The organism is Rheinheimera sp. 4Y26, assembly GCF_025245835.1.
GTDB lineage: Bacteria > Pseudomonadota > Gammaproteobacteria > Enterobacterales > Alteromonadaceae > Pararheinheimera.
The window spans coordinates 729,627-754,909 of record NZ_JAOBWS010000001.1 but is presented as its reverse complement, the minus strand read 5'-3'; the positions used below and the strand labels follow the sequence as shown (position 1 = coordinate 754,909).

Below are 25,283 nucleotides of genomic sequence, written 5' to 3'. Positions count from 1 at the left end.
CCGGCAGCTCAGGTATCAGACTTTGGCTCTGTCGCACCTGGCAAATCGCTTTGTTCACCCTGAGGTGATGCAGTGGCTTTTAACCGGCCTGAGTGCAACAAAGCCTGATGCAGCAAATATTCAATCTGACCGTTGACACTGCGAAACTCGGCGTCAGCCCAGCTTTGCAGCTGCGCCAGTACCTGCTCGTCAATGCGAAGCGCAAAGGCTTTTTTTGCCATCAGTCAACCTCATGACACAAAGCGCGCGCCAGAGTGCGGCAACGCGCTTGATGTTGTTGTTTTTAATATAAAGTTCCGGTGTTGACTACAGGCGTCACGCTGTGGTCACCACAAAGCACCACCAGCAAGTTACTGACCATCGCCGCTTTGCGCTCTTCATCCAAAGACACCACATCTTTTTCCGCCAGCCGGTTTAAAGCCATTTCCACCATACCTACAGCACCTTCAACAATTTGCTGGCGCGCCATCACTACAGCGCGGGCTTGCTGACGCTGCAGCATGGCACTGGCAATTTCCTGGGCATAAGCCAGATGGCTGATGCGGGCTTCAATCACAGTGACACCGGCTTTTTGCAGCCTGTTCTGAATTTCAGTGCGTAATAAGTCGGTAATTTCATCACCACTGCTGCGCAGGCTGATATCGCTGCTCTGCTCGGCTTCATAAGGATAACTGGACGCCAGATAACGAATGGCCGCTTCACTTTGAATAGTGACAAAGTTTTCGTAATCTTCCACTTCAAACACAGCTTCTGCACTGTCCACCACTTTCCATACCACCACAGCGGCAATATCAACCGGGTTACCGGCGTGATCGTTGACTTTCAGTTTGCTGCTTTCAAAGTTACGCACCCGCAAACTGACTTTTTGTTTGCTGAAAAACGGGTTGGCCCAGCGCAAACCATTGGTAAAGTCGGTGCCGACATAACGGCCAAACAGCTGCAGCACCGCCGACTGATTCGGCTGCACCATATAAAAACCAAACCAGCAAATGGCGCTTGCCAGCACCCACAACAACGCAGGTACTTTCAGTGCACCTGGCAACACGACCAAAGCAGCAACCGACGCAATTTGTGACAACAATAACAGCGCTAACATGGTAAAACCCGACGAACTACGGGCAGGCATTTCTTTATGCATAACTCACCTCAATGTGATATTAAATTGATATCACATTAGATCGAGCCTGGTTAAAACGCAAGCCTATTGTTGGTTTTTTCCGCGTAAAAGACAAAAAACCGCCAAAAGGCGGTTTTTTACAGCAGGAACAAAGGATCCGGACCCGGATGATGCCTGCGTGAATTTAAACAAGTTTCACTTTAGGCCAGTGTCACTTTGGCAAACTTACGTTTACCCACCTGGAAAATGGTGCTGGAGCCTTTGGCAAATTCCAGTTTGGCATCTTCCACTTTAGTGTCACCGTTCAGTTTGACTGCACCTTGTTTAATCATCCGCATCGCTTCTGAGGTGCTTTCCACTAAACCTGCTTCTTTTAATAACTGCGGGATCGCAATGGCAGCAGCTTCAATAGTTAAGGTCAGTTCAGGGATATCATCCGGCAAGGCGTTTTTGGAAAAACGCTGGGTAAAGTCGGCGTGCGCCGCTTCGGCCGCTGCTTCGTCGTGAAAACGGGCAATAATTTCTTTGGCCAGCTCAATTTTAATATCCCGTGGGTTGCGACCTTCAGCAGCCTGTTGTTTCAGCGCAGCTATGTCTTCCAGCGGACGGAAACTCAGCAGATCGTAATAACGCCACATCAGGTCATCGGTAATCGACATCATTTTGCCAAACATTTCCGTTGGGCTGTCGGTAATGCCGATATAGTTGCCCAGTGATTTGGACATTTTCTGCACGCCGTCCAGACCTTCCAGCAAAGGCACCATAATGACGGTTTGTGGCCGCTGACCTTCGTCTTTTTGCAGCTCACGGCCCATCAGCAGGTTAAAACGCTGATCAGTACCGCCCATCTCGATGTCGGCTTCAAGCGCTACTGAGTCCCAGCCCTGCACCAGCGGGTATAAAAATTCATGAATGGCAATAGACTGGTTATTGGCATAACGCTTTTTAAAGTCGTCGCGTTCCAGCATCCGCGCAACGGTTTGCCGGGCAGCCAGTTTAATCATGCCGGCGGCGCCCAGTTTTTCCATCCATTCGGAGTTAAAGGCAATGCGGGTTTTGGCCGGATCCAGAATTTTAAATACCTGATCCTGGTACGTCTTGGCATTGGCCAATACGTCTTCGCGCGTCAGCGGTTTACGGGTCACGTTTTTACCCGTTGGGTCACCAATCATGCCGGTAAAATCACCAATCAGGAAAATTACCTCATGGCCCAGCTGCTGGAAAGTGCGTAATTTGTTGATTAAAACTGTGTGCCCAAGGTGCAAATCCGGTGCTGTTGGATCAAAACCAGCCTTAACTTTTAACGGTTTACCTTCCTTTAATTTAGCAATCAGTTCTTCTTCTAATAACACCTCTTCACAACCACGCGTGATCTCGGCGAGGGCTTGTTGCCACTGCGTCATGCGGTACTCCTTCGGATAATTTTTCGCCTGAATTTATAGAACCGCATTCTACTGCAACATTCCCTGCGATTAAACGCACAAAAGTCTTGGATCTTGCAAAAAATCGTTATATGCTCATTTTTTACGTGGTTCTTGTCATAATAATAAGAGATGCGCCTTTCATGTTTTCATCTTTGCCCACAAAACATCGGTTTATAATCGCTGGTTTAGCGACCTTTTTGTCTGTACTGCTGCTGATCCCTTCAGATCCTGCCGAAGCGTCAAAAGACTCAGAAAAGAGCAGTCTGGAGATTGGCAAACGTTATAGTTTGGCCGTGCCAGTTGTGACAGATTCCTTACCACAAACTCAGGCCACTACCCTGCCGCAGGAAGACAACTCGTTAGAGTGGGTTTCTGTTGAAGTAAAAAAGGGTGATGTATTAGGTGCAGTGTTCCGCAAAGCGAACATTGACGCAGCCACCATGCAGGCCATTCTTGATAGTGGCAAAGATGCCAAAACCCTGACCCGTCTATTCCCTGGTGAACAACTGGAATTTGGCTTAGCAAGCGATGGCAGCCTGCAAGAATTACGTTATACCATCAGTAATTTAAAAACTTTAGTAGTGCAGCGTACTGCGCAAGGTGCTTTTACCGCCAAACAACTGCAAAAAGAAATTGAAGTGCGCACCGAAGTTGTAGCCGGTGTGATCAGCGGCAGCTTCTGGGGTTCGGCGATGAAAGCTGGTTTAACTGAAGCGCAAATCCTTGATTTAGCAAACGTTTTTGGTTACGACATCGACTTCGCCTTAGATATTCATTCAGGTGACACTTTCAGCGTGATGTTTGAACGCAACTATGCTGAAGGCCAATATATTGGTAATGGCGCTATTCTGGCGGCTCAATTCACGAACCAGGGCCAGGTCTATCAGGCGGTTCGCCACACCGACGGTAACTACTACAAAGCAGACGGCGGCGGCATGCGACAGGCGTTTTTACGCGCCCCTGTGAACTTCCGTTATGTCAGCTCTAACTTTAATCCCCGCCGTTTACATCCAGTGTTAGGTAAAATCAAAGCGCACAATGGTGTTGACTATGTAGCTCCAATGGGTACACCCATTATGGCAGCCGGTGACGGTAAAGTGATTGAATCCGGCATGAAAGGCGCAAACGGTAACTATGTGGTTATTCAACACGCCAACAATATTCAGACCAAATACCTGCATTTATCCAAACGTGATGTGAAACGTGGCGAAAAAGTCAAACAAGGTGACGTCATCGGTCGTTTAGGGGCTACCGGTCGTGTCACAGGCGCACATTTACATTATGAATTTGTGGTCGGTGGTGTGCACCGTAACCCTCGTACTGTGAAGCTGCCGCAAGCCGAACCTTTGCAGGGTGTGGCCCGCGTGAAGTTTGCCAACAACGCTAAACAATTGATTGCTCAGTTAAAATCGCATGAACGTGTGGTTCTGGCTGCCAATAACTAATTTTTTCCCATCCGAATGAACAGCGACCAGCTTTATATCGGCATCATGTCAGGCACCAGCCTGGATGGTGTTGATGTAGTGCTGGTTGATTTTGCCGGCGACTGCCCAAAACTGCTGGCCACTGCACTACTGCCCTACCCCGCTGCGCTTCGCGCCGAACTTGCTGCCATTAGTCAGCCAGGTGACAACGAAATAGAACGCCTCGGTTTATTAGAGGCCGATCTTGCTGATGTTTATGCCAGCGCAGTAGCAACTTTATTAAAAAAAAGCGGCCATCAGCCAGAGCAAATTCAGGCCATTGGCTGTCATGGCCAGACCATCAGACACAGGCCCAGTGGCCGTCAGCCTTTTAGTTATCAGATTGGTGATATGCACCGGCTGGCCATGCTGACCGGCATCCGGGTGATTGGCGATTTCCGGCGTAAAGATATTGCTTTTGGTGGTCAGGGCGCACCTTTGGTGCCGGCTTTTCATCAGGCTATTTTTGCCGATAGCAGCAAAGGCCGTTGTATCTTAAATATTGGTGGTATTGCCAATATCACGCTGCTGCTGCCGCATCAACAGCTGCTGGGTTTTGACACCGGCCCTGGTAACTGTTTGCTGGACAACTGGATTGAGCTGCAGCAGGGCAAAGCTTATGACGCTGATGGCGCTTATGCCGCCAGCGGTCAGTTACAGCCTGAACTGCTGGCGTTGTTGTTTTCCGATCCTTATTTTGCGCAGACCGGCCCTAAAAGCACAGGGCGGGAATATTTTCAGCTCGGCTGGCTGCAAACACATCTGGCGGGCCGCAACTATCATCCGGCCGACGTACAACGCACCCTGTGTCAATTCAGCGCCGGCACCATGGCACTTGCCATCAGCAAATATGCAGTGTCTGAAGTATTTGTCTGTGGTGGTGGCGCCAAAAATAACCAACTGCTTGCCGATTTACAGCTGTTATTGCCACAGTGCCGTATCAGCACCACAGCAGAGCTGGGTGTTGACGCCGATTATGTCGAAGCTATGGCCTTTGCCTGGCTGGCGCTGGCTTATGATTTGCGTATTCCGGGTAATGTGCCGGCGGTAACAGGTGCGCGTCAGGCTTTGGTACTAGGGCAGGAATTTTTGCCTTATTAGGTGTCGTTGATATTTAACGTAAAAAAGCCAGTGTTGTTCACACTGGCTTTGTTGTTTTTATGCCTGGTTTATTGGCGGTCTTTGGCGTTATTTGCATTTATTCAGCCGCTTGAATTTTGGCGGTATCTGGTTTTAGCAGCTGCGCTATATCTTTGCCCTGACGTTGCCACAACTCACCCAAAGCTGCGACTAAGGCCGGATAACCATCATCGGCTTGTGGCATTTGCAGCTGGAATTGTTGCTGCACAATACCGCTTTGGCCGCCTGGCAAGGTTTTCCCCTGTGCCGGCATCAGGCTAAATCGACCACTGAGCAACACAGTGCCTTGTTCAGAGCCATGAAACTGCTCCACCTGCACCAATAATCGTTGTGCGCCAGCCACAGGCCGCTCTGTTACCCGATAACCCGGCAATTCAGCTGCTAAAGTACGCAGCAGAATACGGTTCAGCTGCTGATCTAAAGCTTCCGCCCATTGTTGCTGTTGGGTTTTCACCAGCTGCACTTCTGAGGTTTGTAAAATCAGCGCATTACTATTGAGATAATTCGCCACCATCACAGGCTCCACCACCAGCACGGGCGCATCGACAGCAGGGCTGCTGGTGCTGATGGCAGGTTGTGGCAACTGAAAATAGTTAATAGTGACAGCTGAGCTGCACCCTGCTAATAAACCAAGCAGCATCACAGCAGCGGCCCTTTGAGACTGAAATTTGATCATGGCTGAACTCCCTGCTCCGGCTCCGGATCCGACGCCGGATCTGCGCTGATCACCAGTGCATTACTTTGTTGATTCATCGTTTGTACCACAGGCTGTAAATCACGCAGCACTTTATCCATTGCCTGCAAATTACTGTTCAGCCGCTCATACACAGGTGAGCCAGGGCTTACACCCTGCAACGTTTGTTGTAATTGCTCAAGGGTATTTTTAAGCTCAGCCGGCAGTTGTTGTGTGCTGTCTTTGCCAAGCAGTGTGTCCAGGCTTTGCACCAGTTGCTGGCTTTGCTGCATCAACGCCCTGGTTTCATTGAGGGTGGCTGAGCTGTCGGCCAGCACTTGCTCTACAGGTAAGTTGTTGATTTTATCCAGCGCCTGCAACACTTTTTGTTCAATATGGCCAAGGCCACTGCGTGCTGTTGGCATTAGACGGTAACCAGCAAATTCATCCAGTACGGGCGCAGGCAAGGCTGCTGCCACAACACCACTGTGGGTGTTGGCTCCGGCATCAGCATCGGCGCCTGCCAGTTCATGTACTTTGCCGGTTGCTGTGTTCTGCAACGAAGCACTGCCTTGGGTTGCGGCTGTGTTGTCAGCAGCACCCTCCACAATATTTAAATCCACATACAAACCACCGGTTAACAGGTTGCCGGTTTTTAACACAGCTCTCAGGCCCTTTTGCATTGCAGTGTCGAGTTCACGTTGCAATTCCGGCAGGGTTAAATTGTCATACAAGCGCCCTGATTCCACCCGAATCAACACCGGAATACCTCTGTTAAAGGCGATTTGCAGCGGCTTTTTCATATTAAAAAAGTACGGCACTGTCATTACAGTCCCAATACGTACACCGCGGTATTCTACCGGCGCGCCGGACGTTAAACCCCGCACCGATTCGTCAAAAAACAGCAGATATTCCAGATATTCGTTATATAAACCGTCCTGAATGCTTTTTTTGTTCTGAAACAGCTGAAACTCACTGTTGTTCTCTGCTTGTTCACCTTTGGGCCAGCCATCCAGCACATCAAAAGTCACACCACCACTTAACAAAGTAGCGACAGACCCCATTTCTATCCGAACCCCTTCAGCCGACATATCCAGCGCCATGCCACTGGCCTGCCAGAAGCGCACGTTTTCAGTCACCAGCGCATCATAAGGCGCACGGATAAACAGCTGATAGCGCATAGAGCGGGCTTTGGCGTCAAATTCACCCAGCTCCACTGTGCCCACATCATAACCGCGGTACAGCACAGGGTCCCCCACCGACAACGAAGTGGCATCACCACTGGTTAAAAACACCCGCACCCCTGGTGCATCAGGCGGCGCTATTGGCGGGCTTTCCAGCAGTTCAAAGTTAAACTTGTTGCTGGCGCCTTTACCTGGCTGAAGCTCAATATAAGCACCTGATAACAAAGTGTTTAAACCGGTAATACCACCACGGCCAACACTGGGTTTCACCACCCAGAGCTGAGATTCGTCGTTGAGCAGCACATCAGTGCCGGGATTCATCCGTGCTTTAATTACCACTTGTTTTAAGTCCTGCGACAGCTCGACCGACACCACTTTGCCCACATCCACACTGCGGCTTTTAATGGCGGTTTTACCCGGCACTAACCCTTCAGCTGTACTGGACAGCAAAGTTAAAGTGGCGCCCTGATTTTTGTAAGTGTGATACAGCATCCAGCCGCCAATCAGCACTGCCACCACCGGCACTATCCAGATCGGCGACCACTGGGTGATTTTACGCACTCTGGCCTGCACTGACGCATGAGCCGGGGCGCTTTTGCCGGCGGTCTGTGGGTGATCTTTTGCTCCATGGCCTCTGTCTTTCGAAGAATGCCCTTGCTGTTCAGTCACGCTCTGTCTCCATTTGTTCGGACGGACTTGGGTCCCATAATAATCTTGGATCAAAACTCATTGCTGCCAGCATGGTAATAATCACCACACAGGCAAATACAAAAGTGCCCATGCCGGGGTACACCCCAACCAAAGCATCAAACCGCACCAAAGCAGCCAAAATGGCCACCACCAGCACGTCTACCATCGACCAGCGGCCAATCCAGTCCACCACCGGATAAATCCAGGTACCATGCTGACTGCGTTCACTCAGTGGCAAAGTGGTGAGGTAACACAACCAGAACATCACGGCGATTTTTAAAATAGGGATCACCACACTGGCCAACAGCACCACAATAGCCACAGGATAAGCCTCGTCCTGCCACATCAGAATGATGCCGCTGATAATAGTGGAGTGAATACTTTCCCCTAACGACACAGTTTCCATCATCGGCAAAAAGTTGGCTGGTATATACAAAATGGTTGCGGTGACCAAAAGCGCCAGCGTGCGCTGAATGCTGTCGGGAATACGCTGACGTACTTTGGTGCCGCAACGTGAGCAGCGTGGTTCGTCAAACGGCACTAAGGCAGTACAACAACTGCAGACTTTCAGCTGCTGGCTTAAACCGGTTTGCCCCGCTACTTTGCCGGCAACAGGCTGCGGTGCCGGTGCAATACGCGACCACAGCTCGTGCCGGTCTACCACCTGGAAGGTGCGTAAATGTAATAAACAAAATAAACAAAAAGCCCAGAAACTCATGCCCAATGAAATATCAAAGTGGCTCAGTAACTTCACAAAGCTGACTATCAGCCCCATCAGGAAAATATCCACCATGCTCCAGGGTTTAAGCATGTATAAAAGCCGCGCCATTTGGACCAGTGCTGGCAAGCGGATATACATCCCCAGTTTCAGGTAGATAATGGCCAGCATACAAAAACAGGGAATGGCCTGGATAAATAACCACACCAGCACCGCCAGCCAGGGATGGTCTTCATCCAGCAACACGGCCGAGGTATCAAGAAAGTTCATATCCCTGTGGCTGCCGGCCGCATCCATACCGACAAAAGGAAACAGATTGGTCAGCAGCAACATAAAGAGCGCGCTCAGCGCATACAAAATGGGGCGCAGCGCCGACTCGCGTTGTCTGGCGTCCAGTTCATGACCACAGCGCTGGCAGGAGGCTTCTTCACCGTCCTGTAACGGCGGAAGTTGTTGTAATAAATCACAATAACGACAAAGCACCAGCTCAGAGTCCGGTGCTTTGTGGGGTTCAGGCACTAAAGCCTGCGAGGCAGAGACTATCTCTGACACCAGATTAAATCGCTTCTTCGTCTTCTTCGCCGGTACGGATACGGATGACCCGCTCTACGTCAAACACAAAAATTTTGCCATCGCCAATACGGCCGGTCTGGGCTGTTTTCATAATAGCTTCAACACAACGGTCGACCTGATCGTCCGCCACCACAATATCCAGCTTCACTTTTGGCAGAAAATCCACCATATATTCGGCGCCACGGTACAGCTCAGTATGGCCTTTTTGCCGGCCAAAACCTTTGACTTCAGTCACTGTCATACCGGTGACATTAATGTCGGCCAGCGCTTCACGTACATCATCGAGCTTAAAGGGTTTGATAATAGCTTCAATCTTTTTCATATACTGATTCTACCGCTGTTTGCGCATGGCCGAAGTGATCGGATAGCGTCTGTCTTTACCAAAGTTCCGGCTGGTGATTTTTGGCCCCACCGCCGACTGACGTCTTTTATATTCATTTAAATCAATCAGGTTCAGTACACGTTTGACTGTTGCTTCAGCATAGCCCATCGCCGTTATCTCCAACAGCGATTTATCCTGCTCCAGATAGGCCTCAATAATAGCGTCCAGCTCATCATAAGGCGGCAGATTGTCCTGATCGGTCTGGCCAGGTGCCAGCTCAGCTGAAGGGGGTCTGTCGATCACCCGCTGTGGGATCACTGGCGATATGCTGTTGCGATATGCCGCCAAACGGAACACCAGGGTTTTTGGCACGTCTTTAATGACGGCAAAACCACCACACATATCACCGTACAAGGTGCAATAACCCACAGCCACTTCGCTTTTATTGCCCGTGGTTAACAGCATTTTGCCGGTTTTATTCGACATTGCCATCAGCAGCACACCGCGCAAACGCGCTTGCAGGTTTTCTTCTGTGGTATCCACGCCTTTACCGGCAAAAAGTGGGGTGAGTTGCTGCATATAACTGTCGTACATAGGCTCAATCGACACTATGTCAAACTTTACGCCCATGGTGTTGGCCTGGGCTGTGGCGTCTTCCACACTCATCGACGAGGTATAGCGGAACGGCAACATCAGTGCCTGCACTTTGTCGGCGCCGATGGCATCCACAGCAATAGCCAGGGTTAAGGCCGAATCAATACCGCCGGACAGGCCAAGTACAGCGCCCGGAAAACCGTTTTGCTGAATATAATCGCGGGTGGCCATCACTAAGGCCTGATACACCTCAGCTTCAAAGGACAAAGGTGACGGCTGCACCAGCTGGTGACTGGCAAAAACATGGGCAGAATTTTTGTGCAGTTCTGCCCGGTAAATATCGCGTTCAAAGGCCGGCGCCTGCAGTGCCAGTTTGCCATCCGGGTTGACCAGCATTGAGCTGCCGTCAAACACCAGCTCATCCTGGCCTTGTGCCTGATTGACATAAACAAAACCCAGATGTAAACGTTCTGCCAGTGTGGAGAGCAGATGCTGGCGCTGGGCGATTTTGCCGGTTTCATAAGGGGACGCATTGAGCACCAAAGCCCAGTCCGCGCCTGCGGCTTTAGCGGCGGCTGCCGGATGGCCATGCCAGACGTCTTCACAAATCAGCACAGCAAAGGTTTGATTTTTAATGGTAAAAGTGCAGATATCTTCGGCATTGCCTGGTGTAAAATAACGTTTTTCGTCAAACACACCGTAGTTTGGCAGTTCCTGCTTAAAATAGCGGCCAATCAGCTTGCCGTTTTGAATGACAGAAGCAGCATTGTATAACAGGCCATCCTGACGCCATGGATGCCCCACCACCAATACACCTGGGTATGCTGCCGCCTGAATGTCCTGTAACCCTGTTTCCACCAGAGTGAATAAGTCATCACGGAATAACAAGTCTTCCGGTGGATAACCGGTGAGTGTCAGTTCAGGAAATACCACCAGATCTGTGCCTGCGGTGTTGGCCAGTTCAATCACCTGCAACACGTTTTGCCTTACTGCACCTATCGGAAACTGCTGCTGCACCAGACTGATTGAAAGAGACTGCGACATAAGGCCTGACCTGTTCAGAAAAATTCCGCGCTATGGTAGCGATTTTTCAGGGGATTCTCAAACCCGATATCGCGCCTTCTGCGCCGCAGCTCCTTGTGAAGCAAGGCATCCGGTAAATTTGCCGCCGCAAAAAACTGCGCTATGGTTATCAGAACCCGCTACACAAAAAGGATTTTGTGATGCCCGCCTTTATTGCCATAAAAAAGCGCACCTCAGGCCAGTGCCAACAACTGCAACAACAAGGTTTTAGTCTGCTCGAACTGATGATAGTACTGAATCTGATGCTGTTGTTATTGATGCTGGGATTACCATCGCTACAGGAGCTGGTGGCCAGGCAACAGGCCGAAAGTTATGTACGGCAATTAAAACAACAACTGCAATATGCCAGAGTCGAGGCCATTAGTTCGGGCAGTACTGTGACTTTCTGCCCGCTTAAGGGCAATCAATGTGTCAATCAGTGGTGGCAGGTGCCTATTCAGATCCTGCGCCAGACACCGGGCTCAGGTGCCCTGGCCATGTTGCAACAACTGGACAAACCTATCAATTCACATTGGTTGTATTACAACAGGGAGCAACTGCAGTTTCGCCGGGATGGCAGTTTAAATGTGCTGCAAAACGGCACCTTTATTTATTGTGCTAAACAATATCACTGGCATTACAAGCTAAGCATCAGCCAGGCTGGTCGCAGCCAGCTGCACTATGTTGACACGCCCTGCCCGCAATAACCTCCGCATTGTTGCCCGTGCAAATAACAAAAATCCTCCGTGCTTCGCCTAAGCGCAGAGGATTTTTTAATGCAGCAAAGGGCAATTCAAAAACTGATAGCGTTATGGCAACCAGCAGTCGCTAGCGGGCTGACTACTTTTCACCCCATACTGATCCAGCTGGAATAACTGGCAATCGCTGTCTTTTTGCTGAGCCCCGGTAGCCATGGCATTGAGCTGATAACCCTGACTGGTTAACACTGCCGAGATGCGAAAACGCCCTGATTCGGTCAGATAACTGCTGTGGGCAAAACCAAACTCGGTGAGATCGGCGCTGTACCTGTATTGCTCAGCCAATAATAATTGCTGCATATTGGCCACTTTGAGCAGCTCAGCACAGGCTTCACGCCGGTAACTGCCAAGTACATGCTGCTGATAACCGGGCAAAGCCACTGATAAAATAATGCCAATCAGCGCCACCACCACCATGATTTCAATTAGCACAAAACCCTGGCTAACGGGTTTCACAGCGGCCATTAGTACACCTCTTCCTGACGGTAAATCGCCAGCTGCCGCCATTGTGATAACTGCGCCACATTCAGCTTTTCAGTGCAGCCAGCACAGCTCTCGCTGACTCCATGCAACCCCTCCAGTATTAAAACCCCATCCTTACTTTGCTGTAACTGCAGACTACCATCCGCAGCAGCAGTCAGCCGAAGTGGCAATTGCATATTGATATCAAGCTCTGCCTCACTGTAAACAGCTGTGGCCTGATACAAATGAAGCGCCAGTAACGAGTCAGCCTGCCTCGCATCTGCACATAACAAGCTGTTTTGTGCGGCACTTTGCAGCGGCAGGTACAACACACCCGCTATCAGCTGGGGTTGCCAAACCGGCTGACCAGATAACGGCAACAACCAGCCCGCGCTCCGCTTCAGTTGCATGAACTGGCTTGGCGAAGCCGCAGGCGCTGCTTGTACCTGTATCTGTGTTTGTGTCTGTGCTGCAAATCCTGCTTGCTGTAAATCACTGACTAATAAAGGGGAACTGATGTCATCCGCTAAAAATAACACTAGCAGCTGATATTGACTCTGACTTTTAGCCAGCAGTACCAACACATCAACCGCCTGACGGCTGGCCACTGTGGCCAGGTTACCCGGCAATATAGCCCTTACCGCCAACAAGGGACTGACATAAACAGCATTCTTCCCCGACAAGTCAGCGACCAGCGCGCTCTGGTAACTCAAATCAGGGCTGACATCAAGCCGCAACAATTGTCCTTGTTCATCAATCTGATAAACACGGTCGAAAGCACCATCCCCGTCCAAATCCAGCGCTGCTGGTGCTGCTTTTAATGCCCCAAGCGTAGCTACAGGTTGCTGCCCACTGGCGTAATGCTGCAGGTCAAATTCCGCCAACATTTTGCCGCTGTCAGCCTGCAACAACCAAAGTCGTGGTGTGGCAGCTGTGGCCGAATTGATCAGCAATACTTCTTGCTGGTTTTGCCAGCGCTGCAGCACCGGCGTTTGTAACCAGGGGATTTGCTGTGCCAAAGGCACTGACCAGCGCCATCTTAAGCGTGGTGCCTGCAGATCGGTTAAATCTGCCCGCTGATATTGATTAGCAGCCAAATCATGCCAAATAACTTCAGGCGAAGCAGCAACACCTGTGTTGACCCCAGCCGGAACAGCTGCCGTCAGCAGCAAAGGCGAAGCGACGGCCGGTTCAGGCAAAGCTGCCGGGGGTGCATTAGAGACTAAAACACCACTATCTGTGTCACCAAACCAGCGTAACTGACCACTTTCATTGCTTAGTTGCAACCAAAGCGGTTTACCGCTGCTGTCGTGATAACGCAGTGGTACTGTGTCAGGGCGCGGCTTGGGACAAAAACTCTGGTTGGTTGCAAAGGGTTGGCTCAGCGGCCGGTACGTTAAATCAGGTTGCAACTGATAATAGCGCTCTGTTGTTGTCACAGCAGGCACTCCGGATCCAGTCGCAGCTGTAGCATTCCCGGTCGCCGTTTTAGCCGCCATCAGCTGCAGTGGAACACCCAGCACCAAAACAGAGAGACTGAACTTTATCAGCAAAAACAGGCTCTTCATGACACACCTCCAGCCACAACAGCAGTGAAATCCGGGCGCCATAACAAAGTGCCCCAGGGCTCGGCGTCATCGGGATCACTGGCCACACTTTGTAACTGTAACAGTTGGCACTGTAGCTGAGGCTCACTCCAAACCGCCAGTTGTGCCGGGCAGCTGATGCTATCAGCACCGGCTTGAGGTTTAGTTGACAGTTGTTGCAACTGCTGCAGATGTTTTAATTTCATGCTCAGGTAACGCTGCGTTTGCAGCTGCCCTGCCATACCTATCCGTTGGCTGAGTTGGCTGATGGTCAGAGCGCTGAACGCCATGGCACTGACCATCACGATAAAACACAAACAGACAACAAGCACAAATCCTTTGGCCTGCATCTTGATTGCTCCTTCAGTTAATGGTTATGAAAGGTGACTGCGCTGGACACCAACAAACGGCGGTAATGGTCGCCGGGTGCCTGGAACAGCCGTTGTCCCAAGGTGTACTGCTGCACATTGGTATAGGTGTTGTCTGGCATCACACTGCGAACCAGCACATAAAAACGCAGTTGTAATACCTGACCGCTGCGTTGTTGCCAGACATCGGCCGAGACTTGCGCCACGTCTTGCAGATAATCAACCTGACCATCAAAATTACTGTCGATGCCAGCGTCAAAATGCATCATCTCCACGCCATCCAACACAGAGTCTGTATCCATCGTCAGCTGGCCGCTGGCCTGACGCACCAGACGTTTGCGCATCAGTACCGGCACCTGCTGCCGACCCTGGGTTTGCAGTGCCACATAAAAAACCTGATGTAAATAAGGCCAATAAGTAGCAGTTGCAGCACCTGAAGCTTGACTGACAAAACGATATGAGCGCCCTTGTTGCTGCAGATAAACTCTGTTGTTTTTAGCGGTGGCGGCAGTCAAGGGTGCTCCTGCCAGCCGTTTAAGCTGTAAAAAAGCCGAGCCTTTGTGGGCGGAGCTCAAGCAATCCGGGGTATAGACTGCGCCAACAATCCCCGACAGCATGGGCACAAAGGCCGTGGCGTTTTTTGGAAAGCTGCCGCTATCGAACAGACTACGGCAATCCCCCTGCACACTAAGACCCGCAACAGGGCGCAATAACCCCGGATCAGCACCGGCCCAAAAATTCTGGTTTAACAGTTCCTGCTGAAAAAAACCAAGCACAAACTGACCCGACTGCTGCATTTCCGCCAGCTGACTGGTTTGTTTGAAGGCTTGCTGATTCACTTGCCAGCTGTTCACCAGCAACAGGGTCAGTAATAAACTGAGCGCCATCGCAATCAGCATTTCAACGAGAGTCCAGCCACGCTCGTGACAGAAATTCATCTCAAAGCCCCCTGCCTGGCACCAGTTCCAGCTGAAAATGACCGGTTTTGAGCGGGCACAGGCTGGACTTGCTTTGAAAAGACGATTTTTGCACCGGTTGCCAGCTCAGGCTGATGGCCGGGCCTGCGGCACTGCTACGGATACAAAGTTGTGCCTGAGGTAAGATGGCTGAGGGCTGAAACACGCCACTGAGACTGGCGGCCAGTTGCGCCTGCAACAGCAGCTGGCCATTACAAAGGCCGGGCTGATCGCAGCTACCTGTCGCCGGTTTTTGCTGTATATCGGCCTGAAAACCCCGTGCGCTGACCGACACAGATTGCAAAGAGGACATGACATCGGCGGCCACAGCAGCTGCCATAAGCCGCTGCTGCGCCTGTAACACCTGCTGTCTTGCATAAATCTGGCAACTCAAAGCGCCAAGCATGCCAAGGCTGAATAGCAGACAACAGATCAACAACTCAAATAAGGTGAATCCTTTCATAAGCGATGCATCCTTACACCGATTTGATTACCTTAAATTTACATCTTAAAAACAAAAAATCAAACTTCAGCGCATTTTTATCCCCAGCATTTGCGTACTATGGCTGCGGTATTGGCACCGGCAGCTGTACGAATGCCAGCCTGATTTAAAGTTAAAGTGGCGCAACTGGTATCTTTGAGCTGCGGCCCCTTTGGCGCTGCGGTCAGCAGAAAAGTCTGGGGCGCAGCATTGAGGCTGAAAGTATAAAAGTCTGCCAAATCAATACGACAACTGGTTTCTGGCAAGATTGTCGCCACCCCATTGGACTGGCTGTAGTCCATCGAACCGGTATAAACCCGCTCCATAAACTGTGCCAGTTCATTCATGCAGGCCGTCGCGGATGCCCTGCGGGTTTCCAACACATATTTGCTGTAGGCCGGCATTGCTACAGCGGCGACAATACCAATAATTGCCACCACCACCATCATTTCCATTAAACTGAACCCACGCGGCTTATGCATTATTACTCCTTGATCTAATTACTGATTTCATGCCAGGACAACATCTGTCTTGCCACTGAAGCATTCACAGCTGTACCACACATATTGACGCCGTCACAGTTGGCAAGCGCCAGTACATTGCTGCCATTTTTGGCAAAAGTTACCACGCTGTTCAAGCTACCAACCCGAATCCCACTGACATCGGTGGCTTTGCCGGAAATCTGTACTTTGTCGCTATTGTCGAAGTTTTTGTCGCCTGAGCTGTCAAAGAAGATCTTTTTCAGCCGGCTACCGCTGTAAGCCGATACCGCCATAATGTAACCGGAACCACTTGGATTACAGACATTGGTATCCGGAATGGTGGTGTTCAGCACCAGATCGCCGCCCAGCATGGAAGGCATATCCACAATACGCTCATGGGTGTCGACTAAATCCATGTACCAGCCTTTTTTACCTGCGCTCAGCTGAGCTGCATAACTGACAACCCGCTTATCACCCACAGTGGTAATAGTGCGCGCATCCAGTTCAGCTCTGGAGCTGACGGTTGGACCATCAATAATGCCGTACATGGTTTGTTGTTCGGCATTGGCTGGGTCGTCCTGATTTAAATAACGGCCGGTACCAAAAAACACCCAGGCTTTGCCGGTTTTAGGGTCAATATTCGCCAGTACACCACCGGTCACAGATTGCCTTTTATTTTGTGCATTCACTGCTGAAAACAAAGGCTGACCATTGTTGGCAATAGCCCAGCCTGATTCACTGGCTGCAGACAAATCAAACTTCCAGATATGGCCGTGCAAGTCGCCGCCATACACCCAGTCGATATTGCCGTCGTTATTAATATCCAGAGTACTGATTTCAGACATACCGTTCGAGTCGCTGGCACTGCCTTTGCCGGTAGGCAATTTTTTAATGATGTTGCCGGTCAGCACATCAATCAGCAAAATACCAGACTGATCACTGCTGTTGTTGTAACCATAACCAGCCACTAAGGCCCAGTGCCCACTGTTCAGGCGGAACACCTGAGGTTCCCCCAGGTACACCCCAAGCTCGGCAAAACTTTTATCCCACAGCACGTTATTGCCACCAAAACGTTCAGGATTGGTGACATCCAGCGCAAACAAAGCATTACCACCGCGGCCCTGACTGCCAAGCAGCACACTTTTCCAGTTATTGCCGTCAAACACGTCCACCACTGTCGGCGAACCATCTACAGAAAACATATGCTGATAATTTTGCTCTGAATATTTTTTCAGCACATTTACCGTTTGACCACCAATTGGCGCCATCACAGCAGCCGGAATAAAGGCCAGCAACTCCCGGCCTGTGTCGGCATTAAAACCGTGCAGCATGCCGTCGTTGCCACCGACGTAAATCACCGCAGGGCGGTTTTTGACGTTGCTTTCCAAAAAGCTGCGATAAGAGCTGGCACCAGACCAGCTATATCTGTGATAACTCATATCCACAGGGGCAGAAACCAGCTCCGGCGATGAGTTCACCAAATCACCGAGCAGACTGGTTCTGTCACGATACAGGCCACCGTTTTTCTTTTCTTTACTGCGATCGCCACGGATGTAATCCACCACGGCCGCATCGTTATTAAAAGCTTTTTGCTCGGCAGCGTTCATTTCGCTCCAGACAAAAGCCTTGGCATTGCCGGTACTGCCGCTGCTGCCAAACCAGATATTGCGTGCAGCAGGTGCCGGTAGTTGTTCACTGGCTTTCCATACCGGAGTACTGACATCATCCACTTTGTATGACCATAAATCGCCAGCCCATTCACCGGCAATAAAACGCGCCTGATACACATTGGACTCAGTTTGTAATGAGTTAATAGCGGTGGCGGCAATATTCGACGCTGAACCAGCGCGGGCGGAAATATTGGCTAAGGTATTGGCCAGGCCAGAAGCAAAAGTACTGGGTTTGTTGGCACTGAAAAAACCACCACGACCATTGACACTGGCGTGCAATAAATCGTTAATTTTGTTTTGCTTTTCAGAGCCGCCCCACCAATTGACGGCACTTTTGCTGGTTACAGCATCAAAACCCTGCTGTGCTGTGACCGAACCTGTCACCCCTAAGCCAACACCAAAAGTGACCATATGCTGCCAGAACGCCGGGTTTAAATTGGGCAAAGGCACAGGCACTGTATTGGCAAGATCCGGGCGTAAATCGGTTTTCCAGTATTTCATCGCCACATCAGCCAGGGTATTGCTCTCACCGTCACGAAACGGATCGCTGGCTTTATAGGTGTAATCCGGGTTATTTGGCCCTGTGATAGTGCTGCCGTCGCTACCATCCTGGTTACCGCCTGCACTGACCGAACCATCGTAATAACCGTCTGTCATCAGAATGGTAAAGCTCTGCCGGCATTCCAGCATGGCGGAATCCGGATCAGAGGGCACCGTCAGCCAGGGTTTATCACTTTGATAATACTTACCTGCAGTGTCCAAAGCCGTCAGCAAAGGTGTCCCACCCGTAGCTTCTTTATCATGTAACCAACTGAAAAAGCCGGTACGGTTGCCGCCACCAAAGGGGGCTACGTCCGCCCTGATCACCCCACTGTTAATAGCCCCATAACCCACCCGCATCGACTGCAACTGACTATGAAAAGCTGCAGAAACACCAGCTTTGGCAAGCATCAGCCTGGTACGGTAAAACGAAAACCAATTAGCAAACTTTTGTTTTTCTGCTGCTGACAAATCCGTTACTTTGACCAGGTCATAACAAGCGTCACTGCGTGGATTGGAAGTACATCCCGTGCGGTATTTAAAATAAAACGCCGGCCCGGCACTATAACTACTGGTGCTGGACGTGATAGAAAATCCGGGCCAGTAATAATCAGCAATTAAAGCCCGGTATTGGCTGCTTAAATCCACTTTGGATGACGACGAATCATAGCCATTATGGGGTGCATTGGTAAAAGAAGGGGTTGGGTAATAACTCACGCCATCCGGTTTCAGCGGTACCGGATAGTTTTCGGTCGGGTCAAAATAAACAGTATTCAAATGGCTGGAAGCCAGATACTTACGACCTTCAGCATTACAACGTTTGACCTTCACGCCGGCAAAAGTCACCTCATCATCACAACCGCTGCCAAGGTTAAAGTTGTCGGATAATTCGTCCGGCATAAAACCCCAGCGCATTGAACCTGAATCATCCAGCACAAATAAAATATTCGGGTCAACAGCCGTGCCGGTTTCCAGCGGCGCCTGTGCAATATTGATGGCCGCTTGTACTGTGCTGGCCGCAAACAGAGCACTAACCAGCAGCCAGCTACCGTGAATAGCAAAAGGTTTTGTTGCAAATGACATCATGGTTCTCCCGCCATCATACTGCTTAAATCCGCCAGATAGCCTGAATGGTTACACTGGCCCGCCCTGCCTGAGGCGCCGTTCTTGCCGTCACTCTGTAGGTTTGTTTTTCACACAGAGGATCGGTCACTTTACAGGTTGGATTTTGTGGATCCGGCCACATGCCGAGGTTCTCCACCATAAATTCGCCGGTGTAATTGGTGCCATTCACCGCCACAGCAACCTGACCCCGGTTGGCCCAGGCCAAAGGGTCTTGCCATAAATCCGGCGCTCCCGCGACAGGTGCTGGCAGCGCAGCTCTGTACCAGCCAGCGCCGGGTGCCGGCGGCAATAAATTAGTCCCAACCTGCCGCACTGTGGCCTCAGCCACCTGTTTGGCAATTTCCCTGTCATTAAAATTAGCGGCCATTTTTTCCTGTAAGGTAGTGCTTCGCATGGCGCTCACCGCCAGCAAGGTCATAGCCACCAGCAATAACAGGCTCACCACCAGCGCCATACCACGGTTCTGAGATATCGGATATTTCATCTTACAGCTCCCTTCTGTTGCGTAAATTTACCACCTGACTGATTTCCCTTAGCGCAAGGGCCACAGGAGCACTTGGGTTATCAGCCAGCGTTAACACAGCACGCACTGACACCACTGTTTCCCAGTCCGCCACCGCAGGGGCATCCACATAGTTGGCAGTGCCTCTTTGCAAATACTGCAACTGCAGATTGGTAACATTGGGTACAATTTCTTCCACCCTGACCTGGCCTGCCACCACCACCACCCGGTATAACGAGTTGAGGTTGTTGCGGGTCCCCACAAACCAGGCAGATGACTCCATTGGCATGACAAAGCCGGCGTCACTACTGATATTGCGCTGATAAGCTACTCCATTGGGGGCTACACCAAATTGCAGGGTTCGGTTACCGGGCGCACCTGCGCCAACAGCGTGGGTCAGGTCTGTGCCGTTGACCGCGGTCACCTGAAAAATCAGTCCCCATTTCGAATCACAAGACATCACAATATCGTTGGCCACTATGCCAGCCAGATTCTGATTAATGACCATAGCCGGGTTGCCGGCAGCATTATGCGCAACGACTGAAGCACTGACACCACGGCCATACATCACCTGCAGTGCGTCCGTATTGGGCAGCGGCACCACAGCACCATTACTGAAATCCGGAAAACCACCAGAGTCAAAACCCTGTATACCGCCGGTCCAGCTATTCCACCAGGCCAACGGCGGATTCAGCGCATTAAACACATGAGCCGCCATCACATTGCCACAACCGGCGTAACCGGCATGCTGTACATCCTGACTCAGCAGCTGAAAACTTACCTGACTGGCTTGCTGTAACTCACTGATCTGCTGATTCACCCTGTTGGTACTAACATTCGACAGATACACACCAATGACACCAGCCACTAAAAAAGAGCCCAGTAGCAAGGCCACCATCAGTTCGGTCAGTGAAAACCCCCGCGCTGCTTTTTTACTGCACAACCTCATCATTAAATCCTTGCCACGTGAGTAATAGTCATAGTGGTACTGCCGCCCAAGGCTCTGGAGTCGTCCCACTGCACAGTCACAATATAAGTTCGGGTGGCGGCGTTATAAGTCACGCCGCCACAGCTGGTGCCTGAGTTGCCAAATGCGGTCATGATTTCTGTCAGCCAACTGGCTTGCTCCACACTCTGTATAGACGCACCGGGCGACATAGCGCTGCAACGCAGCGGCAACACAAAACTGCCATTAACTGCAGCTGCGGCGTTCGCGCGGATACGTTCAGCCATACTGCTGGCCAGCAGCACAGCCATAGTGCGCTGATGAGCACTTTGGGTGTTCCGGATATTGGCGGTTTGTAAACCGGCCACACCCAATAAACCAAGCGACAGCACCAGTACCGCAATCAGCACTTCCAGCAAGGACACACCTCGTTGCTGTTTCAGCCCGGGTTGATGGCCCATTTTCGGCCGGCGGGAAGCGAATTTCATCAACTGTTCCTCCATTATTCATGTTGCGCTTAAGCGCATACACCCGAAGCATCGGATGAACGAAGCACAATGCGACCACCGGAATCGAACTGCAGGTCACGGATATTTGGCTTGGTTTGAGCCTGTGCAATACAAAAACGGATTTGCGCCGATAACGGCGTGTTATTGGCCGGCATTCTGGCCAGACCCTGAGGGGTAAAACGGACAATATGACCGGCAGCGGTCAGATTGGCATCTGACGTCACTTTCATCGGTGCTGATGGGAAAAAGCCGGCGCGCAAGGCAGGTACAGCCGGAGCAGCCAGCGCAACAGCTGCGGTTTGCACTATCCAGCCTTCCCAGCCATTGGCTCCTGGCACTGTGCAGGTCATATTGTTATTGGAGTGGCAAAACACCACAGCTTCATTCAGCCGGATAGCTTCACTACGGGCATATACCAGCGCAGTACGGATTTCGTCAGCCTGACCCAGGAGTTTATTGTTCCCGATTAAAGAGCCAAATGATGGCAGCATAATGCTGAGACTGATGGCCAGAATGGTCATTGCCACCAGTAATTCAATCAGGGTGACACCAAACTGAGAATGATATTTTTGTACCGGCATTGTTGCCTCCCACCTACCACAAGATAACGACAGGCAACTAAGTTGTTGCCGAATCGTAATCTAATGGCAAACATTGGTGAAATAACAGCCTTTTCTGACCAAAGGTCAGAACAGCCGATAAACGGTCAATCAGCTTTCATGCCACTGCTGTGGCGACTGAATCGATGAACACTGAAGTTGTAACAGCGGCGGTAAAACCAGGGCTTAGCCAGCACCGAGCAACTGGCGGATTTTCGGCAGCTCGCGCCGGCTCACTTCAAGGCGCTGAGCACACTGCCAGAGTTCCAGCAAATGTCTACCTTCCTGCAGATGCAGTGCCTTGATGCGGCGTTTGAGCACCAGGGTATTGCGGTGAATACGGATTAAATCCTGCGGAAACTGTTCTTCCAGTTGTTTCAGGCTGAGATCGCTCAAGGCCTCACCGCCGGCAAACACAAAACGCACATACTTGTCTTCGGCCTGCAGATAAAACATCTGTTGCAGTTCAACCCGCTGCAAGCTGTTGCCACTTTTATAACTGAGCCATTGCTGCGCCTGCTGTTTTTGCAGATGAGCTTTGGTGGTCAGGCCTATCCGTTGCAATGTAGCCGCCAGTTGTTCAGGACTGACGGGTTTAAGCAGATAACCGGCCGGCGCCACCTGATAGGCTTCCAGCGCATGTTGCGGGTGGGCGGTTAAAAACACCACTGCAGGCGGCAGTGGCAGATGTAACAATTCGCCCGCCACACTTAAACCATCACGGCCCGGCATTTGAATATCCAGAAACACCAGATCAGGTTGCAAACTGCCGGCCAGCGCCAGTGCAGTGTCACCGTCACTGGCCTCGCCCACCACCTGATGTCCGGCAAATGCCTGCAGCAAACGTTTTAATCTGGCGCGGGCCAGAGGTTCATCATCCACCAGCAAAATGTTCATCGCAGGCTCCCGCTACGCCCAGCCAGCGGGATCACCAGCTTGACCCTGAACTCAGCCGGTTCATCGCCGCTTTGCGCACGGCTGTGGGTGCTGAGTCTGGCGGCATCACCAAACTGCAGCTCCAGCCGTCGCCTGATATTTTCAAGCGCCATGCCATTGCCGCCCTGCGCAGGAGCATTGGGAATAGGATTGCTGATCATGATGGTGATAGAAGTGGCAGAAAGCTGCAGCTCAACACGGATGAGCCCCCCTTGCGGGCAAGGCTCCACGCCATGATGCACGGCGTTTTCCAGCAAAGGTTGTAATGTCAGACAAGGAAGTTGTGCTTTGGGTAACTCGTCCGGCACTTGCCATTGTAACTTGAGCCTGTCCCCCAGGCGCCACTGCTCCAGCGCCAGATATCTTTTAGCAAGCGTCAGCTCTTCGGTAAGTTCGGCCACAGCGCCGGCATTCAGAGCTGCCCGGAATAAACTGGCTAAATCCAGCAAAGCGGTTTCAGCCGCAGCTGGATCCTGCTGTGTCAGCTCGGCCACTGTATTTAAGCTGTTAAATAAAAAATGTGGTTGAATTCTGGCCTGCAGTGCATCCAGCTCAGAGCGCGACTGTGCCTGCAACCGCCAACTGTGTTCAATATAAAGGGCAAATAACTGAATACCCATGCCACCGACCAATAGCGCGATCAGCATGGTTTGTAATAAAAAGGCAAAATAGTCGGCGCGGCTTTGCCAGCCATGATGACTCAGTAAGCCAAAAGCGGCAGTACTGACCAGCCAGGTGATCAACAGCAGCAGCAGCAGCGCCACACTGCTGAGCTGACGCGGTTTCAGATGCAATAAAGGTTTTTTAAACTGACACAACAGCGCCACTGTTAACAACGCAACCCAGTGCACAAACAGCGACATCAGGCCCAGCCGGGCCCAGAAGTCGTGATCCAATGTAGGCGCCAGTGCCAGCAAAATTGCTAATGCCTGAGCCAGCACCAACACGCGGATGACAATACGGCCCTGACAAAAGGCCGGCAATAACTGCTCAAACTGCAAACTGGATGCCGGCTGAGCTGCCATGGTTGTGGCCTTAACGCAGTTCTGCCGGTACGGCAAATACCACGTTTTCTTCACGGCCCGGGTGTTCAATCACTTGTTTGCCACCCCAGACGCTTAACTGTTGCACCACTTGCTGCACTAACACCTCAGGTGCTGAAGCCCCTGCAGTAACGCCCACCGCAGTCACATTGGCTAACCAGCTTTGCTGAATATCAGCAGCGGTATCAATTAAATAAGCTGTGCAGCCCATTTTTTCGGCCAGTTCACGTAAGCGATTGGAGTTACTACTGTTTTTGGCGCCAACCACCAATAACAACTGCACTTTAGCCGCCAGCTCGCGCACCGCATCCTGGCGGTTTTGCGTGGCATAACAAATATCGTCTTTACGCGGGCCTTCAATGTCCGGGAATTTTTTGCGCAGCGCATCAATCACATCAGCGGTGTCGTCCACCGATAAAGTGGTTTGGCTGGAGAAACACAGCTCAGCTGGGTTTTTCACCACCAGCCGCTCGACATCTTCCACCGATTCCACCAGATAAATGCCACCGGCTTCATTGTCGTACTGGCCCATAGTGCCTTCCACTTCAGGGTGACCGGCATGACCAATCAGAATACACTCCACGCCTTTGCGGCTGGCGCGGGTCACTTCCATATGCACTTTGGTGACCAGCGGACAGGTGGCGTCAAAGACTTTTAAACCCCGTTGTCTGGCATTTTCCCGCACCGCCTGTGATACACCATGCGCTGAAAAAATCACAATATTGCCATCCGGCACTTCGTCCAGCTCATCCACAAAGACTGCACCACTGCGGCGCAGGCCGTCCACCACAAATTTGTTATGTACCACTTCGTGGCGCACATAAATCGGCGGCTCGTACAGCTCTAAAGCACGGGACACAATACTGATGGCACGGTCAACACCGGCACAAAAACCACGGGGGTTGGCGAGAAAAATATCCATCTTTAGTTGGTTACCTGCACAATTTCTACATTAAAGGTCAGCGTCTGACCGGCCAGTGGATGGTTAAAATCGACAGTCACTGAATCGCCCACCACTTCGCGGATCAGGCCCGGTAATTCAGAACCATCCGGCATGGCAAAACCAACAATCATGCCCACCTGTGCCGGCGCTTCCAGCGAAAACTTACTGCGGTCAACATAATAAATGTTGTCTGGGTTTGGCATGCCATAAGCATCTTCCGGCGCCAGCGTAAAAGTCTTTTTATCACCGGCCTGCATGCCGGTTAACTGGGCTTCAAAAGCCGGTGACAAAGAACCATCACCCATTTGCAGCCGCGCCGGTTTGTTATGCACCCTTGTACTTTCTGCGGCACTGCCATCCGCCAGTTTAATATCAAAGTGAAAAATGACAGTACTGCCAGCTCCAATCAACATAACT

Annotated in this window: 26 protein-coding genes; 3 read left to right on the top strand and 23 right to left on the bottom strand. The window is 51.1% G+C overall.

All coding sequences use genetic code 11. The features are described 5' to 3' along the window. Nucleotides 1–8 precede the first annotated feature (8 nt). The 3 genes from N3Z11_RS03200 to tyrS form a co-directional block, all read right to left on the bottom strand. The gene (locus N3Z11_RS03200) at nt 9–221 is read right to left on the bottom strand and encodes an Arc family DNA-binding protein (protein WP_260655693.1); all 213 of its coding nucleotides are present in this window, start codon (nt 219–221) and stop codon (nt 9–11) included. Between the two features lie 62 nt (nt 222–283). Then, nucleotides 284–1,138 (bottom strand): SPFH domain-containing protein, encoded by an 855-nt coding sequence (locus N3Z11_RS03195; protein ID WP_260655692.1) that lies wholly within the window; start codon nt 1,136–1,138, stop codon nt 284–286. A 179-nt stretch (nt 1,139–1,317) separates the two neighbouring features. Then, nucleotides 1,318–2,520 carry a tyrosine--tRNA ligase gene (gene tyrS, locus N3Z11_RS03190; protein WP_260655691.1) on the bottom strand — a complete coding sequence of 401 codons (1,203 nt, stop codon included), beginning with the start codon at nt 2,518–2,520 and terminating at the stop codon, nt 1,318–1,320. A gap of 218 nt (nt 2,521–2,738) precedes the next feature. On the opposite strand from tyrS, the gene N3Z11_RS03185 reads away from it, so the two are divergent. Beyond that, entirely contained in the window at nt 2,739–3,986 is a 1,248-nt protein-coding gene (locus tag N3Z11_RS03185) for a peptidoglycan DD-metalloendopeptidase family protein (protein WP_260655690.1), read from the top strand. Nucleotides 3,987–4,001: 15 nt separating this feature from the next. Beyond that, the gene (locus N3Z11_RS03180) at nt 4,002–5,105 is read left to right on the top strand and encodes an anhydro-N-acetylmuramic acid kinase (RefSeq protein WP_260655689.1); all 1,104 of its coding nucleotides are present in this window, start codon (nt 4,002–4,004) and stop codon (nt 5,103–5,105) included. A gap of 97 nt (nt 5,106–5,202) precedes the next feature. Here N3Z11_RS03180 and N3Z11_RS03175 read toward each other — a convergent pair whose 3' ends face one another. From N3Z11_RS03175 to N3Z11_RS03155, 5 genes are read right to left on the bottom strand one after another with little or no spacing between them, the layout of a single operon-like run. Then, the gene (locus N3Z11_RS03175) at nt 5,203–5,820 is read right to left on the bottom strand and encodes a membrane integrity-associated transporter subunit PqiC (protein WP_260655688.1); all 618 of its coding nucleotides are present in this window, start codon (nt 5,818–5,820) and stop codon (nt 5,203–5,205) included. Continuing rightward, complete coding sequence (pqiB, locus tag N3Z11_RS03170; RefSeq protein WP_260655687.1) at nt 5,817–7,670, bottom strand: intermembrane transport protein PqiB; 1,854 nt, start codon at nt 7,668–7,670, stop codon at nt 5,817–5,819. The genes N3Z11_RS03175 and pqiB overlap by 4 nt, the downstream gene beginning before the upstream one ends. After that, nucleotides 7,663–8,961 carry a PqiA/YebS family transporter subunit gene (locus N3Z11_RS03165; protein ID WP_260655686.1) on the bottom strand — a complete coding sequence of 433 codons (1,299 nt, stop codon included), beginning with the start codon at nt 8,959–8,961 and terminating at the stop codon, nt 7,663–7,665. Before N3Z11_RS03165 ends, pqiB begins: the two co-directional genes overlap by 8 nt. A 4-nt stretch (nt 8,962–8,965) precedes the next feature. Continuing rightward, on the bottom strand, nt 8,966–9,304 hold the full coding sequence (gene glnB, locus N3Z11_RS03160; RefSeq protein WP_031567605.1) for a nitrogen regulatory protein P-II: 339 nt from the start codon (nt 9,302–9,304) through the stop codon (nt 8,966–8,968). A gap of 9 nt (nt 9,305–9,313) precedes the next feature. Further along, the gene (locus N3Z11_RS03155) at nt 9,314–10,942 is read right to left on the bottom strand and encodes an NAD+ synthase (protein ID WP_260655685.1); all 1,629 of its coding nucleotides are present in this window, start codon (nt 10,940–10,942) and stop codon (nt 9,314–9,316) included. Nucleotides 10,943–11,121: 179 nt separating this feature from the next. Between N3Z11_RS03155 and N3Z11_RS03150 the strand changes: the two genes are divergently transcribed. Continuing rightward, nucleotides 11,122–11,667 (top strand): GspH/FimT family protein, encoded by a 546-nt coding sequence (locus N3Z11_RS03150; RefSeq protein WP_260655684.1) that lies wholly within the window; start codon nt 11,122–11,124, stop codon nt 11,665–11,667. Nucleotides 11,668–11,769: 102 nt separating this feature from the next. Here N3Z11_RS03150 and N3Z11_RS03145 read toward each other — a convergent pair whose 3' ends face one another. The 15 genes from N3Z11_RS03145 to fkpB all read right to left on the bottom strand — a co-directional run bounded on the left by N3Z11_RS03145 (nt 11,770) and on the right by fkpB (nt 25,279). Further along, complete coding sequence (locus N3Z11_RS03145; protein WP_260655683.1) at nt 11,770–12,183, bottom strand: type IV pilin protein; 414 nt, start codon at nt 12,181–12,183, stop codon at nt 11,770–11,772. Continuing rightward, nucleotides 12,183–13,619 carry a hypothetical protein gene (locus N3Z11_RS03140; RefSeq protein WP_260655682.1) on the bottom strand — a complete coding sequence of 479 codons (1,437 nt, stop codon included), beginning with the start codon at nt 13,617–13,619 and terminating at the stop codon, nt 12,183–12,185. Before N3Z11_RS03140 ends, N3Z11_RS03145 begins: the two co-directional genes overlap by 1 nt. A 125-nt stretch (nt 13,620–13,744) precedes the next feature. After that, entirely contained in the window at nt 13,745–14,116 is a 372-nt protein-coding gene (locus tag N3Z11_RS03135; protein WP_260655681.1) for a hypothetical protein, read from the bottom strand. Nucleotides 14,117–14,133: 17 nt separating this feature from the next. Next, entirely contained in the window at nt 14,134–15,072 is a 939-nt protein-coding gene (locus tag N3Z11_RS03130) for a PilW family protein (RefSeq protein ID WP_260655680.1), read from the bottom strand. Nucleotide 15,073: 1 nt separating this feature from the next. Then, entirely contained in the window at nt 15,074–15,553 is a 480-nt protein-coding gene (locus N3Z11_RS03125) for a prepilin-type N-terminal cleavage/methylation domain-containing protein (protein ID WP_260655679.1), read from the bottom strand. 77 nt (nt 15,554–15,630) lie between these two features. Continuing rightward, nucleotides 15,631–16,053 carry a type IV pilin protein gene (locus tag N3Z11_RS03120; protein WP_260655678.1) on the bottom strand — a complete coding sequence of 141 codons (423 nt, stop codon included), beginning with the start codon at nt 16,051–16,053 and terminating at the stop codon, nt 15,631–15,633. Between the two features lie 14 nt (nt 16,054–16,067). Further along, the gene (locus N3Z11_RS03115) at nt 16,068–19,346 is read right to left on the bottom strand and encodes a pilus assembly protein (RefSeq protein WP_260655677.1); all 3,279 of its coding nucleotides are present in this window, start codon (nt 19,344–19,346) and stop codon (nt 16,068–16,070) included. 25 nt (nt 19,347–19,371) lie between these two features. Further along, nucleotides 19,372–19,872, bottom strand: a complete 501-nt coding sequence (locus N3Z11_RS03110) for a PilX N-terminal domain-containing pilus assembly protein (RefSeq protein ID WP_260655676.1) — start codon at nt 19,870–19,872, stop codon at nt 19,372–19,374. A gap of 1 nt (nt 19,873) precedes the next feature. Further along, nucleotides 19,874–20,839, bottom strand: a complete 966-nt coding sequence (locus tag N3Z11_RS03105; RefSeq protein ID WP_260655675.1) for a PilW family protein — start codon at nt 20,837–20,839, stop codon at nt 19,874–19,876. 2 nt (nt 20,840–20,841) lie between these two features. Next, nucleotides 20,842–21,324, bottom strand: a complete 483-nt coding sequence (pilV, locus tag N3Z11_RS03100; protein WP_260655674.1) for a type IV pilus modification protein PilV — start codon at nt 21,322–21,324, stop codon at nt 20,842–20,844. Between the two features lie 29 nt (nt 21,325–21,353). After that, nucleotides 21,354–21,926 (bottom strand): GspH/FimT family pseudopilin, encoded by a 573-nt coding sequence (locus N3Z11_RS03095; protein ID WP_260655673.1) that lies wholly within the window; start codon nt 21,924–21,926, stop codon nt 21,354–21,356. 204 nt (nt 21,927–22,130) lie between these two features. After that, on the bottom strand, nt 22,131–22,841 hold the full coding sequence (locus tag N3Z11_RS03090) for a LytR/AlgR family response regulator transcription factor (protein ID WP_260655672.1): 711 nt from the start codon (nt 22,839–22,841) through the stop codon (nt 22,131–22,133). Next, complete coding sequence (locus N3Z11_RS03085; RefSeq protein ID WP_260655671.1) at nt 22,838–23,905, bottom strand: sensor histidine kinase; 1,068 nt, start codon at nt 23,903–23,905, stop codon at nt 22,838–22,840. The genes N3Z11_RS03090 and N3Z11_RS03085 overlap by 4 nt, the downstream gene beginning before the upstream one ends. Before the next feature lie 10 nt (nt 23,906–23,915). Beyond that, nucleotides 23,916–24,845, bottom strand: coding sequence for a 4-hydroxy-3-methylbut-2-enyl diphosphate reductase (gene ispH / locus N3Z11_RS03080; RefSeq protein ID WP_260655670.1), 930 nt, complete (start codon nt 24,843–24,845; stop codon nt 23,916–23,918). A 2-nt stretch (nt 24,846–24,847) separates the two neighbouring features. Beyond that, nucleotides 24,848–25,279, bottom strand: coding sequence for an FKBP-type peptidyl-prolyl cis-trans isomerase (gene fkpB, locus N3Z11_RS03075; protein WP_260655669.1), 432 nt, complete (start codon nt 25,277–25,279; stop codon nt 24,848–24,850). Between the last annotated feature and the right edge of the window lie 4 nt (nt 25,280–25,283).